Annotated in this window: 17 protein-coding genes; 1 reads left to right on the top strand and 16 read right to left on the bottom strand. The window is 66.7% G+C overall.

Going from position 1 to position 17,530, the window contains the following annotated elements:
• The first annotated feature begins 65 nt into the window (after window positions 1-65).
• Window positions 66-1,079, top strand: coding sequence for an asparaginase (locus ITJ67_RS04670; RefSeq protein WP_194676920.1), 1,014 nt, complete (start codon window positions 66-68; stop codon window positions 1,077-1,079).
• On the opposite strand, the gene ITJ67_RS04665 is transcribed toward ITJ67_RS04670, so the two are convergent.
• The 16 genes from ITJ67_RS04665 to prmC all read right to left on the bottom strand — a co-directional run bounded on the left by ITJ67_RS04665 (window position 1,045) and on the right by prmC (window position 17,402).
• Window positions 1,045-3,891: an FtsK/SpoIIIE domain-containing protein gene (locus tag ITJ67_RS04665; RefSeq protein WP_194676919.1), complete on the bottom strand. Its 2,847-nt coding sequence runs from the start codon at window positions 3,889-3,891 to the stop codon at window positions 1,045-1,047. The genes ITJ67_RS04670 and ITJ67_RS04665 overlap by 35 nt on opposite strands.
• Window positions 3,892-4,015: 124 nt before the next feature.
• Window positions 4,016-5,137: a DUF4192 family protein gene (locus tag ITJ67_RS04660; protein ID WP_194676918.1), complete on the bottom strand. Its 1,122-nt coding sequence runs from the start codon at window positions 5,135-5,137 to the stop codon at window positions 4,016-4,018.
• Between the two features lie 156 nt (window positions 5,138-5,293).
• Window positions 5,294-6,019, bottom strand: coding sequence for a DUF5684 domain-containing protein (locus ITJ67_RS19630; RefSeq protein WP_201297651.1), 726 nt, complete (start codon window positions 6,017-6,019; stop codon window positions 5,294-5,296).
• A 171-nt stretch (window positions 6,020-6,190) separates the two neighbouring features.
• The gene (locus tag ITJ67_RS04650; protein WP_160072179.1) at window positions 6,191-7,006 is read right to left on the bottom strand and encodes a YaaA family protein; all 816 of its coding nucleotides are present in this window, start codon (window positions 7,004-7,006) and stop codon (window positions 6,191-6,193) included.
• Window positions 7,003-7,281: a F0F1 ATP synthase subunit epsilon gene (locus ITJ67_RS04645; RefSeq protein WP_104241488.1), complete on the bottom strand. Its 279-nt coding sequence runs from the start codon at window positions 7,279-7,281 to the stop codon at window positions 7,003-7,005. The genes ITJ67_RS04650 and ITJ67_RS04645 overlap by 4 nt, the downstream gene beginning before the upstream one ends.
• 2 nt (window positions 7,282-7,283) lie before the next feature.
• A complete protein-coding gene (gene atpD, locus ITJ67_RS04640) occupies window positions 7,284-8,750 on the bottom strand; it encodes a F0F1 ATP synthase subunit beta (protein ID WP_104241489.1) in 1,467 nt (488 codons plus the stop codon).
• 30 nt (window positions 8,751-8,780) lie between these two features.
• Window positions 8,781-9,683 carry a F0F1 ATP synthase subunit gamma gene (locus ITJ67_RS04635; protein ID WP_160072181.1) on the bottom strand — a complete coding sequence of 301 codons (903 nt, stop codon included), beginning with the start codon at window positions 9,681-9,683 and terminating at the stop codon, window positions 8,781-8,783.
• Window positions 9,684-9,721: 38 nt separating this feature from the next.
• Complete coding sequence (gene atpA / locus ITJ67_RS04630) at window positions 9,722-11,347, bottom strand: F0F1 ATP synthase subunit alpha (protein ID WP_194676917.1); 1,626 nt, start codon at window positions 11,345-11,347, stop codon at window positions 9,722-9,724.
• 52 nt (window positions 11,348-11,399) lie between these two features.
• Window positions 11,400-12,191, bottom strand: coding sequence for a F0F1 ATP synthase subunit delta (locus tag ITJ67_RS04625; protein WP_194676916.1), 792 nt, complete (start codon window positions 12,189-12,191; stop codon window positions 11,400-11,402).
• A complete protein-coding gene (locus ITJ67_RS04620; protein WP_104241493.1) occupies window positions 12,191-12,757 on the bottom strand; it encodes a F0F1 ATP synthase subunit B in 567 nt (188 codons plus the stop codon). Before ITJ67_RS04620 ends, ITJ67_RS04625 begins: the two co-directional genes overlap by 1 nt.
• Window positions 12,758-12,769: 12 nt before the next feature.
• Window positions 12,770-13,000, bottom strand: a complete 231-nt coding sequence (atpE, locus tag ITJ67_RS04615; RefSeq protein WP_104241494.1) for an ATP synthase F0 subunit C — start codon at window positions 12,998-13,000, stop codon at window positions 12,770-12,772.
• Between the two features lie 58 nt (window positions 13,001-13,058).
• Window positions 13,059-13,886 carry a F0F1 ATP synthase subunit A gene (gene atpB / locus ITJ67_RS04610; RefSeq protein ID WP_104330912.1) on the bottom strand — a complete coding sequence of 276 codons (828 nt, stop codon included), beginning with the start codon at window positions 13,884-13,886 and terminating at the stop codon, window positions 13,059-13,061.
• Between the two features lie 174 nt (window positions 13,887-14,060).
• On the bottom strand, window positions 14,061-14,501 hold the full coding sequence (locus tag ITJ67_RS04605) for a hypothetical protein (protein WP_104241495.1): 441 nt from the start codon (window positions 14,499-14,501) through the stop codon (window positions 14,061-14,063).
• Window positions 14,498-15,709 (bottom strand): MraY family glycosyltransferase, encoded by a 1,212-nt coding sequence (locus ITJ67_RS04600; RefSeq protein WP_104330814.1) that lies wholly within the window; start codon window positions 15,707-15,709, stop codon window positions 14,498-14,500. Before ITJ67_RS04600 ends, ITJ67_RS04605 begins: the two co-directional genes overlap by 4 nt.
• A gap of 1 nt (window position 15,710) precedes the next feature.
• Window positions 15,711-16,484 carry an L-threonylcarbamoyladenylate synthase gene (locus ITJ67_RS04595; protein ID WP_194676915.1) on the bottom strand — a complete coding sequence of 258 codons (774 nt, stop codon included), beginning with the start codon at window positions 16,482-16,484 and terminating at the stop codon, window positions 15,711-15,713.
• A gap of 6 nt (window positions 16,485-16,490) precedes the next feature.
• On the bottom strand, window positions 16,491-17,402 hold the full coding sequence (gene prmC / locus ITJ67_RS04590; RefSeq protein ID WP_194676914.1) for a peptide chain release factor N(5)-glutamine methyltransferase: 912 nt from the start codon (window positions 17,400-17,402) through the stop codon (window positions 16,491-16,493).
• Window positions 17,403-17,530: the final 128 nt, after the last annotated feature.

The raw sequence follows: 17,530 nt of genomic DNA, 5'->3' as shown, positions 1-17,530 counted from the left end.
GCCTTGGCCGCCGGGCCGGGGGCTGCCGTCGATGCGCGTCATGCACCCCGTAGGCTTGCCCGATCATGAGCCAAGCATCAACCCTGCCGGCTGAAGCCGCCGTCGAACTCGCCATCGTCACTCGATCAGGCTTCGTGGAATCCAGGCACATCGGAGCCGCGGTGGTCACGAATGCGGACGCCACCCTGCGGGCCGAGCTCGGCGACGGGCACCAGCCTGTGTTCCCCCGATCGACGCTCAAGCTGTTCCAGGCGCAGACTGCCCTCGCGCTCGGCGCGCAGCTGACGGATGAGCAGACGGCGATCGCATGCGGGAGCCACTCGGGCTCCCCGGCTCATGTCGCGCACGTGCGCGAGATACTGCATGCCTCGGGCCTCGACGACCGTGCGCTCGCCTGTCCGGCTTCCTGGCCAAGAGACCGCGCCTCGAGGGACGCACTCGTTCGAGCCGGCGAGGCCTCCGCGGCCGTGTACATGGAGTGCAGTGGCAAGCACGCCGCCATGCTGGCTGCCTGCGTGGCGCAGGGCTGGCCGGTCGAGGGGTACCTCGCCGCCGAGCATCCCCTGCAGCTCGCCATCAAGGACACGATCGAGCGGATGACCAGGGAACGCCCGAGCGCGGTGGGGATCGACGGATGCGGCGCCCCCGTCTTCGCCGTGAGCCTCGTCGGGTTGGCGTCCGCCGCGAGCCGCCTCGCGACATCGAGCGCAGCCTCTCCGTTCCCGCTGTTCAAGGCCGCTGCGTCCGTCTGGCGTTCGGTCCTCGCGAACGGCTGGCTCATCGAGGGCCACGGACGACCGAACTCGATCGTCATCTCGGAACTGGGTGTCCTGGCGAAGTCCGGTGCCGAGGGCGTGCTCGTCATGGCCGCTCCCGACGGCACGGCAGTGGCCATGAAGATGCTCGACGGCTCCAACCGTGCCAGTACCCTCGTCGGCCTGCAGCTGCTCGTCGCAGCTGGAGCGGCCGATGTGAGCCGCGTGCAGCAGCTGCTGCCGCGCCTCGGGCTCGAGGTTCTGGGTGGGGGCGTGCTCGTCGGCGAGATCATGGTGGGGTCGGCGGTGCCGACAAGTCTCTAGCTCGAAGGGCGCTGGGCCCGTCCAGGCGCGCCTCTTCGTCAGTCCAGCCGACCCGGGTCGTCTCACCGGTGAGACTTCGGAGAACAGCGCCCCGCCGGGCATCGAGGACCGGTGGCGGCAGCGGATCACCCCGGAGCAGCGTCCGGTGCTCCCCCGTGCTCAGACCTGAGAGCAGGACCGGATGCTCCGCGGCCAGTCGAGACAGCAGTCCGAACTGCGCCTGCCAGTCTTCGACGACGCCGAGGACAGCGCGCCTCGGCGCGGCATCCGTGTCCGGCGCCTGCGCCGGACCGGCGTCAGCTGCGCGATCGGCGAGCCAGGCGCCGAGAGTCGTGCAGGCGAAGCCCCGCGCCTCGAGGATGCGGCGAAGGGGCTCGATACGACGCGCAGCAACCAGCAGGTTCTCAGCGCCGGTCTGTGCGAGGGCGTCTCGCGGATCTCCAGGGTCATCGGAGCGTGCTCGAGGTGCTCGGAGGGGTCGTGTCGCACGCGCGACCTGGCAAGGAAGACCGTGCCAGGTCGCTCGCCCCGGTCCGGCGTGGCTGCGGTGATCTGAGGGCTCGCCGCCTGCCATGACGTAGGCGGCGCGATCGCCGCCGACCAGACGCAGCGTCTGAGCTGCGGCACCCACCAGCGCCGAAGCGTGGCCGCCTGCTCTGCTCGTGGTGAACACGACGGCGGGGAATCCGGTTGCGGAGCGGCGAACGAGCAGCGTCAGTCGCTCGGCGAAGGCGGAGCGATACGGTTCGTCGACCTGCGACAGGAACAAGTCGACATCATCGACGAGGAGCAGTCCAGGGCGAGACGTGAGCTCGGGGCTCCGGAGCTGATCCCAGGCCGTCTCCAGATCATCGCTGAGCACGACGACAGCCGGCGATTCGGCTCCCTGCACGGTCCGTGCTGTCTCGGCGAGCATCGCGAGGCACCCGGTCTTGCCCGTGCGCGGCCCGCCGATGACCAGCATCGCCCCGAGCCGCGGAGTGAAGACGGCGGTCGGCTGACGTCGGAGCTCCGTGTCGTCCGCGATACCGAAGGCGAGGCCTCGTCGGCCGGACTCCTCGAAGGTACTGGGCTCATCGAGGGCACTCGGTTCTCGGAGGGCCCTGGCAGCGATCTCCGCCGGCAGCGCGGGAAGCCAGGGAGGCTGCGGGGGCGTCCCGCCGAGATGAGCCTCGCGCTCTGCGCCGGCTCGGATACACGCCGCGATCGTGTCAGATGAGGATCGCTGCACCTGCACCTGCGCTGCCCCCTCTCCCGCCACGACGATCGCGAGCCCAGGCGTCGACACGGGCAGGTTGGCCGCGGCCCCGCTGCCGATGACGGCCGTGCTGTCTGCCGCTGCGATGACGCGCAGGCTGATGCGGATGCTGCAGTTCGCGAGCGTCGCTCCCCTGACCGCGGATGCTGGCTGCTGGGCACAGAGGATGAGGTGGACACCGAGGCTCCTCCCTCGCGCGGAGATGTCGGAGAACACCGCTTGGAGCTCGGCATCCGAGTCGACGAGTGCCTGGTACTCGTCGACGACGACGACGAGCCTGGCAAGGCTCGGCGCCTCGGCCACCTGCTTCGCACCGGCAGCACGGAGTGCCCGCTCACGGAAGCGGATCTCGGCGCTGAGGCTCGCCGCCGCCCTCCGCGCCTCGTGGTCGTCCAGATCCGTGACCACGCCAACGCAGTGCGGGAGGGCGGCGATCTGGTCGAAGGTCGCACCGCCCTTGAAGTCGAAGCAGAGCACCTGCACGTCACGAGTGGACCTCGTGGCCGTCATCGCGAGGACCCAGGTGACAAGCAGCTCGCTCTTGCCGGATCCGGTCGTCCCGCCGACAACGGCATGGGGTCCGTCAGCGACGAGGTCGACCTCGAACGCCACACCGTCCTGGGTGCCTATCTGAGCTGCGAGCGATGCGTGATGGGGCAGCCTCCGAAGGCGAAGCGTCGACGCTGCAGAGGCGTCACCGTCACGGCCCGCGAGCAGCTGACCGGACTCGGCCCGCGCTCTGAGCTGAGCGAAGGCGCGCAGCTCCTCGACGGTGACCAGCTCCGGTCGCACCGTCAGACGCTGCCCATCAGCAAGCTCCACGGTCGCCTGCGCCGGGCTCAGCATCCGGATGTGGAGCTCACGGGGCGGTGTGTGCTGACGCTGCGAGGGGCCAAGTCCATCGGCTCGGGGGTCGAAGTCGACGCCGAAGTCGAGAAGCATCCCCGGGCCATGATCCGCCGTGAGGACAGGGCGCCAGTCTCCTCGGTGCCCTCGGATTTCACCGTTCAATGCCTCCCCCACCGCGCTGCTCCCGATCGCGACGCGCCCGACCGATGCGGCACGCTGGATCAGCAGCGCGCGACTGGCCGCCAGAATCAGGTGCCGGTTACCGGTGAGTCTGACCCTCTCGCTGTCGGCCACGACAGGAGCATCATCGAGGACGAGGAAGGGCTCGAGGCGCGCCTGCGCGTCGTCGGGCAGCTCGCGGAGCTCTCCCTGGATCTTGAACCGGGTGCGCACGCGCCCGAAGCCCAGGATCAACTGCGACTCCCGGGCATCGGAGCAACCCGAGATGAGCGCCCGAGCTCCAGGCGCGGAATGATGGAGTTCTCGGAGGTCGTGGTGAGCGAGCGCCCGTGCGCCGCGCACGCAAGCATCGAGTTCACTCTCGAAGACCGCCTCGGCTCGCCGGTGCTCTGCGCGCGACTGACGTCTCGACTCTGCGTAGCTGGCCACCGCCATCACCGGTCCCAGCACCGCGAAGGCCAGCATCACGGGCGAGGACAGCACCGCCCAGAGGACAAGCGCGACGACGACGGGTGCGACGGCCATGAGTGTGGGAAAGATGACTGTGCGTTCACCGGCGACGCTGGCAGGCAGGTGGACGACTCCGTCCGCCGGTGCTGATCCGTCAGCTGCTGCGAATCCGTCGGGGGACGCCGACCCGACCGGTTCGCTAGCACTCACGCCAGACCGCAGACCCGCTCTCGCTCTCGGTCTCTGTCTCTGTCTCGGTCTCGGTCTCGGTCTCGGTGAGCCACTCATGGACATCCGAGAGCCACGGCGGCAGCACGCAGCGCTCGACAAGCCAGGCGACACTCGCGGCCACCCGGTCATCCGGGCGTCGAGCAAGAGCACGCTGAGCGAACGCCGCCCCGGCGCTGGCACGGCCCGAAGCCCATTCGAGCCAGGCGATCCCGGCGAGCAGACCGGGTTCCTCGTCGAGGTCCACGAGTGCGCCAAGCTCGTGGAGGCAGGCGACAGTCGTGCGAACTCGCTCTCGCGAGAACGTCGGCAGCTGTGGCCCGGCGCTCTCCCCCGGCAGCAGACTCGCCCAGATCGGCGCCAGCGACAGGAGGTCGTCTCGATCACCGAAGGCGACCGTTATCAGGAGGAGCTCTGACGTTCGACGCCCGCGCAGCATGCAGAGCAGCCCTGCGAGCTCAGCGTCGCTCAGTCCGGAGCCGCCGCCCTCAGGCGCGAGGGCTGCGAGCCACCCCTGGCGCATCCCGGAGAAATCCTCCTCGCCCTCGTGCACCTGGGCGTGCTGTTCGTCGGCCTCCGCGAACGCCCTCCTCCGTCCGGCGGGGGCTGCTTCGATCTCGGCGTGGATCGCCGGTTCTGCCGCCTCACGCCACGCATCCTGAGCGCCGAGCGCCCTCGGCCCGACATCGCAGCAATCGGGATCATCACAGCCGTACACGCCCCAAGCGTCCGACGCTCTGCAGAGGCAGAGCACAACCTCGATGCCCGCTCGGTCACCGAACTCGACAAGCGCCTCCGCCAGCTCCGAGTGCGGCGGCGTCGGGCCGCTGCCGAACGGGAGGTTCGGGCTGAGCACGAAGACCACGCGCTCGATGTTGCTGAGATATGCCAGGTGACCGATCACGGCGCCTGCGTATGCTCCTGTGTCGACTGCGTGCGCCTCCGACGGACTGGGCAGGTCGAATCGCAGAACCACACCCCCTCGTCGGCCGCTGAGCGGGATGGCTACGAGCGAGCCGACAGGCGAGTACCCCAGGAGCTTGGGGACCGCGTCGAGGATCTGCTTGGGCGTGCTGAGTCGAATCCGTTCCATAGGCAGAAGCTAGATGGACGCCGGCCTGCCGAGATCTCCGAGACATCAGGCTGTGGAGAACGACACGAGTCGAGGCACAGGTACACCGGAGTGAGAAGAGCACGCCACGTGGAAACGAATCCACGTGGCGTGCTCTCTCAGACGACTGCCCGCTTATCAGTGCTGGGGCGGGTTCTGCTGTCCGTACGGCTGCTGGTTTCCCGGGTTCTGCCCGAGGGGCGGCTGCTGCGTCGGGGCCTGACCATATGGCTGCTGCGCAGGCGGCTGACCGTACCCCTGCTGGTTCGGAGCCTGACCATACGGCTGCTGCGCAGGCGGCTGCCCGTACCCCTGCTGGTTCGGAGCCTGACCATACGGCTGCTGCGACGGAGCCTGGCCGTATCCCTGCTGAGCAGGAGCCTGGCCGTAGGGCTGCTGGACGGGAGCGCCCTGCTGCGGGTATCCGACGGCACCCTGAGGCTGGCCGTAGGCCTGCGAGCCGAGGTTCATGAGCGCTGGGTTCCAGCGGGAGCTGTCGAACCCGACGATGGCGAACCAGACGATGGGCAGGAAGATGTAGAGGACGACCCACGCGCCGCCCTTGCCGAAGCCTTGTCCGATTCGGTACGCCGCGATAGCGAGCAGCACGACCAGGGCGATGTTCACACCGGGAATGAAACCGACGAGCACCCACCATCCGGGGAAGCCCGCTGCTTCGACGAAGGTCCACTGGTTGTAGACGGGGACCCAGGCCTTCCAAGCGTCGATGCCCATCTTGGTGAACACCTTCGACATCAGCCACGAGGAGAGGGCGTAGGCGCCGAGGAGAATGACGAAGTAGAGCAGGATTCCTAGCGCGCCGATTCCTGCTGCGGTCTGATCGCCGTAGGAGAAGATTTCCATTGAGGAGTCACTTTCTGATATTCAGTCGACGTCTGCGTCGCGTGCTCGATGTGCACGCGAGTCAGCGTAGGCAGACTTGGTACAAAGTAGCGGCGTTTCGAGCCCCTTGTCGATGGGGAGACCTCCCCGGGGCTCGTATCTGCTCACCTGGGCGGGCGAGGCGTGTCGCCGTCAGAGGCCCTCGGGCACGATCAGGCGGGCGCATCCGGGCTCCGTAGGCTCAAGATCCCAGCCGGCATCACGACAGAAGTCAGCGAGCTCGTGGGCATCGCGAATCGCGTCGGCGCGTTTCGCCTGCTCTGCGGCGAGCACGATGAGACCGCGAGTGAAGAGGCCCTTGCCGCGTTTGTTGAAGTGGTTCAGCGATCGCACCTCGCCGTCCGGCGTCCGGGAGACGACGTCGATGGTGACGTGTCGCTCGGCAGACTCCACCGGACCGAGCGCGGAGTAGGCCTTCGAACGCAGATCGATCACGAGCCCCTCGTGCTCGGCGAGCGCCCGAGCTGTCGCCTGGGCCCAGCGATTCGCTGGGGCGACACCTCCGAGGCGCGACCCAGCGGAGAGACGATAGGCGGGGATGCCTTCTCCCCCGCCGACGAGCCCGAAGAGGGCCGAGTGAACGGCGACGTGGTGCGCGGCCCAGCCGAGCTGATGGTCGCTCAGCGAGGACGCGTCGAGGGCGTCATAGAGAACACCCGTGTAGCGCAGAAGCGCCGCCATCCGAGGGCTGGAGCGCAGGTTCCTGTTGCGTTCCAGTTCCTGCTCGGCCTGCTTCTCCGAGATCTTCAATACCTTGCGGGCGGCGTCGGCGTCGTGGGAGAGCCGCTGCAGCTCGCTGGCGGCGGCTTCGCGCACATCCGAGAAGTTCTCCGCCCAGCTGAGTCCGCCTGCTTCCGGTGTCTGCACCAGATCGTCGCTGAACGCAGCGTTGCCGCCGTCCCGTTTGGTTTCGGACGGCGGCAACAGCAGCAGGAGACGTTCGGTCACTCCCCGGAGACGAGTTCAGCCTCGCCGGCGACGACCGTGACGACGTCGCTGTTCACCGAGAGGAACCCGCCCTCAGCGTTGGCGACGATCTTTGATCCGTCGGTGGTCGTGATGCGAACCTGGCCGGACCCCAGGGACGCGAGCATGGGCTCGTGGCCGGAGAGGATTCCGATCTCGCCTTCGGAGGTGCGAGCGACGACCATGGTCGCGCCGCCTTCCCAGACGAGCTTGGTTGCTTCGACGACCTTGACGGTCAGTTCGCCTTTGCCTGCCATGACTATGCGTTGTCCTTCTGCATCTGCGCCCACTTCTCTTCGACGTCGTTGATTCCACCGACGTTGAAGAAGGCCTGCTCGGCGACGTGGTCGAAGTCACCCTTGGCGATGGCGTCGAACGACTCGATGGTCTCCTTGAGGGGAACCGTGGAGCCCTCGACACCGGTGAACTTCTTCGCCATGTAGGTGTTCTGCGAGAGGAACTGCTGGATGCGGCGTGCGCGGGAGACGGTGATCTTGTCTTCCTCGGAGAGCTCGTCGACACCGAGGATCGCGATGATCTCCTGCAGTTCCTTGTTCTTCTGGAGGATCTGCTTGACCTCGGTCGCGACCCGGTAGTGGTCGGCGCCCAGGTAGCGCGGGTCGAGGATGCGGCTCGTCGAGGTGAGCGGGTCGATGGCCGGGTAGAGGCCCTTCGACGCGATCTCTCGCGAGAGCTCCGTCGTCGCGTCGAGGTGGGCGAACGTCGTCGCGGGGGCCGGGTCGGTGTAGTCGTCGGCAGGTACGTAGATAGCCTGCAGCGACGTGATCGAGTGGCCACGCGTCGACGTGATGCGCTCCTGGAGCACACCCATCTCGTCGGCGAGGTTCGGCTGGTAGCCGACGGCGGACGGCATACGGCCGAGCAGCGTCGAGACCTCGGAACCCGCCTGCGTGAAGCGGAAGATGTTGTCGATGAAGAGGAGCACGTCCTGCTTCTGCACGTCACGGAAGTACTCAGCCATCGTGAGGGCCGAGAGGGCGACGCGGAGTCGCGTTCCCGGCGGCTCGTCCATCTGGCCGAACACAAGCGCGGTCTTGTCGAAGACGCCTGCTTCTTCCATCTCGTAGATGAGGTCATTGCCCTCACGGGTGCGCTCGCCGACACCGGCGAAGACCGAGACGCCGCCGTGGTCCTGCGCGACTCGCTGGATCATCTCCTGGATGAGGACGGTCTTGCCGACGCCGGCTCCACCGAAGAGACCGATCTTTCCACCCTGGACGTACGGGGTGAGGAGGTCGATGCTCTTGATGCCGGTCTCGAAGAGCTCGGTCTTGGACTCGAGCTGGTCGAAGGCCGGGGGCTCGCGGTGGATGGGCCAGCGCTCGGTGATCTCGTAGGGCTCGGAGAGCATCGTCTCGTTGAGCACTTCACCGGTGACGCTGAAGACCTTGCCCTTGGTGACGTCGCCGACGGGCACCGAGATCGGAGCTCCGGTGTCGCGAACTTCCTGGCCGCGGACGAGTCCGTCGGTGGGCTTGAGCGCGATGGCGCGGACGAGGTCGTCGCCCAGGTGCTGTGCAACCTCGAGCGTGAGCTTGAGCGACTGGTCGCCAAGGCTCACCTCGGTCTCGAGGGCGTGGTAGATGCCGGGGATGGCGTCATGCGGGAACTCGATGTCGACAACGGGACCCGTGACACGGGCGATCCGGCCGACACCGGCCGGAGCCGTCGTGTCTTCCCTGTCGGAGACGATGTGCGTCGTCATGTCTTGTCCTTTTCTTGCGTGTTCGCGCGGTTATGCGGTTGCGAGCGCGTCCGCGCCGCCCACGATCTCGGAAATCTGCTGCGTTATCTCTGCCTGGCGCGCGTTGTTCGCGAGCCTGGTGTAGTCGCGCACCAGGGTGTCTGCGTTGTCGGAAGCCGCGCTCATGGCGCGCTGGCGGGCAGCGTGCTCGGATGCGGCGGAGTGCAGCATGGCGTTGAAGAGGCGCGCCTGGATGTAGTCCGGAAGCAGTGCGTGAAGCACGGTCTCCGCATCCGGCTCGAACTCGTACAGCGGGAGCAGCGGGGCCTCGTCGGCTTCGGCGACGTCTTCGCTGTCGACGACCTCGAGCGGCAGGAGCCGGACGACGGTCGGCGTCTGCGTGACCATCGACTGGAACCGGTTGTAGACGTAGTGGATCTCCTCCACGCCACCCTCTTCGAACGGAATCGTGAACCGATCGACGAGGGCTTCGCCCAGTTCCTTCGCGGTCTGGAAGACCGGAAGGTCGGTGGCACCCGTCCACTGCTTCTCGCTGGCACGCTTGCGGAACGCGAAGTAGCCGACCGCCTTGCGCCCGACGAGGTAGTGGACAACTTCCTTGCCCTCGGCCTCGAGCGTGTTCGTGAGGCCCTCGGCCTCACGCAGAACGCTCGAGGAGAAGGCTCCGTTGAGGCCTCGGTCGCTCGTGAAGACGACAACCGCGACGCGGCGGACCTCTTCGCGCTCGGTGACGAGGATGTGATCGATGTCCGTGTAGCTGGCGACTGCCGAGACTGCCTCGGTGATCGCCTGCGCGTACGGGTTCGACTCGGCCATGCGTTTCCGCGCCTTGGTGATGCGCGAAGTGGCGATCAGCTCCATGGCGCGGGTGACCTTCTTCATCGTCTGGGCAGACTTGATCTTCTGCCGGTAGACCCGAAGTTGTGCTCCCATGCTTCTCCTGTGCTCGTCGTCGAAGTCGTCGAGGGCGCCTAGCGGCGCTTCTTGACGATCTTCTCCTGCTCGATCTCGCCAGCGGCGACCTGTTCGGCGCTAGCGACGAGCGGAGTTCCGTCGTTCTTGAGGTACGTCTTCGAGAAGCCGTCGACGCCTTCGGCCATGGCCTTCAGCGTGTCGTCTTCGAGCTTTCCGCTGTCGCGGAGGCGGCTGAGGACGTCGGTGTTGCGCTCGAGGTACTCGAGGAGCTCGTTCTCGAAGCGCAGGATCTCGTCGACCGGCACGAGATCGAGCTTGCCGTTCGTTCCAGCCCAGATCGCGACGACCTGCTGCTCGACGGGGTACGGCGAGTACTGCGGCTGCTTGAGGAGCTCCGTGAGGCGCGCTCCACGTTCGAGCTGACGGCGCGTCGTCGCGTCGAGGTCCGACGCGAACATCGCGAAGGCCTGCTGCGAGCGGTACTGCGCGAGCTCGAGCTTGAGCGTTCCCGAGACCTTCTTGATGTGCTTCTGCTGGGCGTCGCCACCGACTCGCGAAACCGAGATTCCGACGTCAACCGCTGGACGCTGGTTGGCGTTGAAGAGGTCGGACTGCAGGAAGATCTGGCCGTCCGTGATCGAGATCACGTTGGTCGGGATGTACGCCGAGACGTCGTTCGCCTTGGTCTCGATGATCGGAAGTCCGGTCATGGAGCCGGCACCCATCGCATCGGAGAGCTTGGCGCAACGCTCGAGGAGGCGGGAGTGCAGGTAGAACACGTCACCTGGGTAGGCCTCGCGTCCCGGCGGGCGGCGCAGGAGGAGCGACACGGCACGGTAGGCCTCAGCCTGCTTGGACAGGTCGTCGAAGACGATCAGGACGTGCTTGCCCTCGTACATCCAGTGCTGGCCGATGGCCGAGCCCGTGTACGGAGCGAGGTACTTGAAGCCGGCAGGGTCGGAGGCGGGGGACGCGACGATCGTCGTGTACTCCATCGCACCGGCGTCTTCCAGCGCACCCTTGACGGAGGCGATGGTCGAGCCCTTCTGGCCGACGGCGACGTAGATGCAGCGAACCTGCTTGTTGACGTCTCCGGACTCCCAGTTGGCCTTCTGGTTGATGATCGCGTCGATCGCGATCGCCGTCTTGCCGGTCTGGCGGTCGCCGATGATGAGCTGGCGCTGGCCGCGGCCAACGGGGATCATCGCGTCGATGGCCTTGATGCCGGTCTCGAGCGGCTCGTGAACCGACTTGCGGTCCATGACGCCAGGTGCCTGGAGCTCCAGTGCGCGACGACCGGACGTGGCGATCTCGCCGAGTCCGTCGATGGCGTTGCCGAGTGGGTCGACGACACGGCCGAGGTAGCCCTCGCCGACGGGCACGGAAAGGACTTCACCGGTGCGGCGGACTTCCATGCCTTCGACGATGCCCTGGAACTCGCCGAGGACGATGACGCCGATGCTGCTCTCGTCGAGGTTCTGTGCAAGACCGAGCGTTCCATCGGCGAAGGTGATGAGCTCGTTGGCCATGACGCCAGGAAGACCCTCGACGTGCGCGATGCCGTCCGAGGCGTCAACCACGGTGCCGACCTCGGTCGCCGTGGCGCCTTCCGGACGGTATGAGGAAGCGAACTGCTGGAGAGCGTCGCGGATCTCATCCGGATTGATTGTGAGTTCTGACATGTTCTTCCCTTGTCGTCCGGGGCCTCGCCCCGAGAGTTTCAGTGCGTGAGGCTCAGGCGAGCTGCAGGCGGAGGTTGTTGAGTCGAGCGGCGACGCTGTCGTCGATAACGTCATCGCCAAGCTGCACGCGCAGACCGCCGATGATCTTCGGGTCGATGATCGTCGTGACGGAGACTCGTCGGTTGAATCGACGTGTCAGACCGGCCTCGAGCTTCGCGAGCTGCTCGGGGGCGAGCGGACTTGCGACGGTCACCGTTGCGACGGAACGACCTGCCTGATCGGCAACCACTTCGCCTGCCCAGGTGAGGAGGCGGCGGGTGCGTCGACCGAGCGGGTTTCCCACGAGCTCTCGGAGGATCAGCAGGCTAGGCGCGCTGATCTTGCCCGCGAAGAGACGCTCGATGAGCTTCGACTTCACGGCCGAGTCGCCGAGACGAGACCCGAGCGTGAGCTCGAGCTCCGGGTTGGCGCTGATCGTGTCGGCAACCGTGGTGAGCTCGGCGGCGATAGCCGACTGCTCCCCTGCGGTCTGTGCCGTCGCACGGACTGCGAGTTCCTGCAGGCCGAGCGCGAACTCATGGTTGCTCGACCAGGTCTGGCTGACAGCATCCTGAAGGAGCTGCAGCGCGCGCGGGCTCAGGTGAGAGCCGAAGACTCTCCCCGCGAGCTCGCGCCTGGCGCTGACGTCGGCGGCAGGGTTCGACAGTGCAACGAGGAGGTGCTGGTTGGCAACCGCAGCGTTGACCGCGGCGAACACCTGCTCAGCATCCTGCAGCTCTGCCTGGCCCCAGCCGTCGACGCTGTTCTTGAGGGCTGCCAGTGCGTGTCTGGTCGCGCTTCCCATCAGCTGTGCGTTCCTGCCTTCTGGTCGTTGTCGAGCTCGCTCAGGAACCGGTCGACGTAAGCCGTCGAGCGGTTGTCCTCGCGCAGGCTCTCCCCGACGACGCCGGAGGCGAGGTCGAGTGCAAGCGTGCCGACTTCGGCGCGGAGCGAGACGATCGCCGTCTGGCGCTCCGCCTCGATCTGAGCCTTGGCGGAGGCGGTCATGCGGTCGAGCTCAGCCTGCGTCTCGGCCTTCTTCTGGACCTTGATCTGATCTGCATCGACTCGAGCCTGCTCGCGGATCTCCGCAGCTTCGGTTCGTGCCGCAGCGAGAAGCTTCTCGTTCTCGTCGCGCTTGGCAGCAGCCTCGGCCTGAGCGATCTCCGCCTTGCGGATGCCGCCCTCGATCTGCGCTTCGCGCTCATCGAGTACCTTGCGGAGCGCCGGGATGGCGAACTTCCAGAAGAAGAATCCGAGCACAACGAAGACGACCGCCGACCAGACGATGTCATACGTAGCGGGAAGAAGGACGTTGCCCTCTTCCGCTGCGAGAGTCGACGTAACCGCCGACAGTGCGAAAGTGCTCATGTGCGGACCCGCTTACTGGAAGATGAAGAACGTTGCGACGCCGATGAAGGCGAGCAGCTCGGTGAAGGCGATACCGAGGAACATGGTGACCTGGAGGCGGCCAGCCATCTCGGGCTGACGTGCCATGGCCTCGACGGTCTTGCCGGCGACGATACCGATGCCGATGCCGGGGCCGATTGCAGAGAGGCCGTAGCCGACGGTAGCGATGTTGCCGGAGATCTCGGCGAGCGTGGTGGTTTCCACAGGGGTTTCCTTCCGTATGGGTGGTGAAGCAGGATGCTTCGCGTGAGTCAGGTGGGTCTTAGTGGCTCTTGGCAGCGGCCTGCTGGATGAAGACCGCGGTGAGGAGCGTGAACACGAAGGCCTGGAGGACCGACGCGAGGATCTCGACGAGCGTCATCACGAAGCCGCCGAGGAGCGTGGGGATGCCGAACAGCATGTCGAGCGGGCCGCCTGGGCCCTGCATCGAGTAGGTGATGACGAAGAAGTTCGTCGCGCTGAACGTGAGGACAAGCAGCAGGTGGCCGACCATCATGTTGAGGAAAAGTCGCAGAGCGAGCGAGACCGGGCGCACGATGAAGATGTTGATGAACTCGATCGGCGTCAGCAGGATGTACATGGGCCACGGCACACCGCTCGGGAAGAGGGCGTTCTTGAAGAACGTGCCGGGGCCGGCTTCACGGAAGCCTGCGTAGATGAAGGCGATGTACGAGACCACGGCCAGCACGAGCGGCATGCCGATGAGCGCGGTTCCGGCGATGTTCAGTCCGGGGATGATGCCCGTGATGTTCATCGCGAAGATTCCGAAGAACATTGCGGACAGTAGCGGCAGGTACTTGTGGCCGAGCTTCTCACCCAGGATGCCGTCGGCGATCTGCGACTTCACGAAGCCGATGGCGATCTCGGCAAGGGACTGGCCCTTGCCCGGGATGACCTTCGGGCTGCGCAGAGCAAGCCAGAAGAGCAGCAGCAGGACGGCGATCGCGAGGAGCCGGACCAGGATGATGCGGTTCAGTTCGAACGGCGTGCCGGCGAACGCCACTGCCTCGAGGAAGAACTCGTGGTCAAGCGACGGCGGGTGGAAGATGCTGTTGTCCTCCGCGGCAGCGATGAAAACTGGCAGATTCAGGGCTGAGGCGAACAGAGCACTCTCCTGTCTCGGGGCGCAGCTGTCGTTGCTGCGCTTCGATGAGTTCGGGCGGGTGCACACACGGGAAGGACCCCTTCTCGGCGCACCTGGATCAGCCTATCAAGAAATCCCCAGGCAGGAGTGCACTTCGGGCCTCCCGGCAGAACTTTTCTACTATTTGTCGTCGCCGGGCAGTCGAACGTCGCTGACGTTCCCCATGCGGCCGCGCACGACGCACACCACATCGACGACCACGGTCGCGATCACGGCGACGACCAGGCACAGCCAGAGAGTGAAGAGGTGCACGATCGGCAGGTCCCTGATCAGGAAGAGCGCGCCGAGGAAGACGATGAACTTGAGGATCCAGGCACCGAGGATCGTCGCCATGAAGAAGATCTGATCAAGGTGAGACGCGAGGATCACGGAGACGACGGTGATGCCGGTGAAGAGGAGCGTTATGGCAGCGGCGAAGAGCGCGCTCCAGAGTCCGTTGATGCCGACCGCGAGGAAGCCGATGGCGCCGCCGAGCACGGCGACGGCGATCGCGACGACGACGGACCACTTCAGGATGCTCTTGAAGATCGGCACGGAGGTGGGGGTCGTGGAGGAGTTCATGCGTCCATTCCGGATTCGGGTGCTGCTTTGAGCAGCGAGGCGTTTGCGTCGGCAAGCTCATCGTGGGCGTTCTCCCCCGGCGCCTTCTGCGCCCGACGTTCGAGGGATTTCCGTCGACTGAGCGGTGCCATGGTGACCAGGGTGCAGGCGACGAAGCCGACGACGACGAAGCCGATGACGAGGCCGATGGGGATCGAGATGAGATCGGCGGCGAAGGCCATGAGCGCACCCACGGACACGACCGCGGTCCAGGAGTAGAACACGACGACCGCCCAGCGCTGGGAGTGGCCCATGTCGAGCAGCCGGTGGTGGAGGTGCTTCCGGTCGGCGGTGAACGGCGACTTGCCCGCCCTCATCCGCCGGAACACGGCGAGAGAGAAGTCGAGCAGCGGCACGATCAGGACAGCGAACGGGATGATCATCGGCAGGAAGGCCGGCCAGAGCTCCGTCCGGCTGATGGTCTGCGGGTCGACCTCGCCGGTCACGGCGACCGCGCTGGCGGCCATGAGGAGTCCGACGAGGAGCGCGCCCCCGTCCCCCATGAACATCTTGGAGGGGTACCAGTTCAGCACGAGGAAGCCGAGGCAGATGCCGATGACGATGGCGGACAGCAGCGCGCCCATCGTGAAGCGGCCGGTCTGGCCCGCGAACTCGCTGAGCACGTAGCTGTACACGAGGAAGACGCCGTTGGCGATGATGGCCACGCCTGCCACGAGGCCATCGAGGCCGTCGATGAAGTTGACGGCATTCATGACGAGGACGACGGCGAGCACCGTGATCGCGATCGACATCCACTGCGACCCGACGGTGATGCCGCCGATCGGCAGCGACGTGATGGCGACTCCCTGCCAGGCAAGGAGGATGGCTGCGAGGATCTGCCCCGCGAGCTTCGTCATCCAGTCGAGGTCGATGAAGTCGTCGATGACCCCGATGAGCACGATGAGGGATGCGGCGCCGACGAGCGCCCAGATGCGTCCCGGCTGCTCGAAGACGAGGGAGAAGAAGGGAATCTGGGATGCCGCCGCCAAGGCGAGCAGCATGCCGATGAACATCGCGACACCGCCGAGGCGCGGCTTCGGGGTCGTGTGGACGTCGCGCTCGCGCACCGGCGGATACCACTCGAACCGCATGGCGAGTCGCCAGACCACGTAGACGAGCACAAGCGTGACGAGCGCTGTGCCGACGACGAGGGCGAGATAGATCCGCACGCTAGGACTCGTGCCCCGCTGCCGGCTCTGATCGCGACGGGGTCTCCTCGGCCGGCTCGGCTGCCGGCGAGCTCAGCGCGACGGTCTCCTGGCTCGGGTCGCCAGCGGGCTCGACGGGGTCGACCGGGGCCAGCTTGTCGCCGAGCACCTCCTCGATGAGTGCCCGGGAGAGAGCCCCCTGCCGCACGATGCGCGCTGGCTCGCCCCGCGTGAGCGGGGTCGCATCCACGATCGTCGATGCTTCTCCCCCGGCGGGGCCGCCGTCGAGGAAGACTCCCACGTCATCCCCGAGCGCTGCAAGCGCCTCTTCTGCTGTTGTGGCCGCCGGCTCGCCGTGCTTGTTCGCACTGGAGACTGCGAGCGGCCCCGTCTCCTTCAGGAGCTCTCGAGCGAGCCTGCTGTCGGGGATGCGGAGGGCGACGGTCCCGTTCGTGTCGCCGAGGTCCCACTGCAGCGACCCTCTGGCCTGCAGGATGACGGTCAGCGGGCCCGGCGCGAAGCGCTCGAAGAGCTGACGGGCGAGTGGATGCACGTTCTCAGCGAGCGCGTCGAGCGTCTCGTGGTTCGCGACCAGCACTGGCGGCGGTGTCGCCCTGGTGCGCCCCTTGGCGTCGAGAAGACGCTGGACCGCCTGCGCCGAGAAGGCGTCGGCGGCTATGCCGTAGACCGTGTCGGTCGGCATGACGATGACCTCGCCGCTCGCGATGGCCGTGCGTGCCGCACGGACCGCTGCCAGGAGGTCGAGTGAGTCTGTGGTGGCGTAGATCTGTCCCATTCTTCGTCACATGATAGCCGGGCGGCCGGGGTCATCCTCGTTCGACGCGGAGCGGACGGCAGATGTGATCCGGTCACGGCCGGTGAGGTCTCTGGCGGTGGCTGCGCCGCTGAAGCCCGCATTTGCGAAGATCTCCCGGATCTCCGCACCCTGGGAGTCCTCGTGCTCGATGACGAGGACACCCTCTGGTCGCAGGGCACGAGCAGACCAGGTCGCGAGCCTCCGGATGAAGTCGAGTCCGTCCGCGCCTGAGTAGAGGGCCGCCTCGGGGTCGTGATGCCAGACCTCCCTGCTCTCAGGGCGGTTCGCCGCTGGCACGTAGGGAGGGTTGGAGACCACGAGGTCGAGCGAGGCCGACGGGAGCGCCGCGAACGCGCGAGCGGCGTCCCCGAAGAACGTGGCCACCGCTCCCTCGCCGTAGCTCTCGACATTGGACCGCAGCCAGGGCCAGGCGGCACTGGAGCGCTCGATCGCCGTCATGGTGATGCCTCCGTGGAGGCGAGCCACGCCCAGCGCGACGGCCCCGGTCCCGGATCCGACATCAACGCCAGTGAGCTTCGCCGGCGTCGACTCGGCGCCGCCGAGGAGTTCGACCGCGGCCATGACCAGCGACTCCGTCTCAGGGCGCGGGACAAACGCCCCGGGTCCCACCGCCAGCTCCATGTCGATGAACGGAGCCCGTCCGGTGACATGCTGGAGCGGTTCGCGCCGTGCACGACGCGACGCCGCCTTCCCCACGGCCAGAGCGTCCGCCTCGGACACCTCTCGACCGAGAAGCGAACGCATCTGCACCTCGCCGCGAGAGACGCGCAGCACTGCCGCGAGGAGGACGTCCGTCTCCGTGCGCTCGTCTGCGATACCGGCCGTCTTCAGCTGTTCGCGAACCCGCTTTCGCAGCTCGTCCATGTACAAGATCATGGGTAGAGTCTTCCGCACATCGACTCGCGGCGTCATCCACAGCATTTGCGAGGGAGATGATTGGGACGATTGCCGCGGGCGAACGCAGCCAGCGACACCCACGAAGTTCACACAGCATCCCAGAAGGG

Source organism: Pseudoclavibacter sp. VKM Ac-2867 (assembly GCF_015351275.1).
Lineage (GTDB): Bacteria > Actinomycetota > Actinomycetes > Actinomycetales > Microbacteriaceae > Pseudoclavibacter.
The sequence above is the reverse complement of the archived record's forward strand: the minus strand, read 5'-3'. Positions and strand labels throughout refer to the sequence as shown.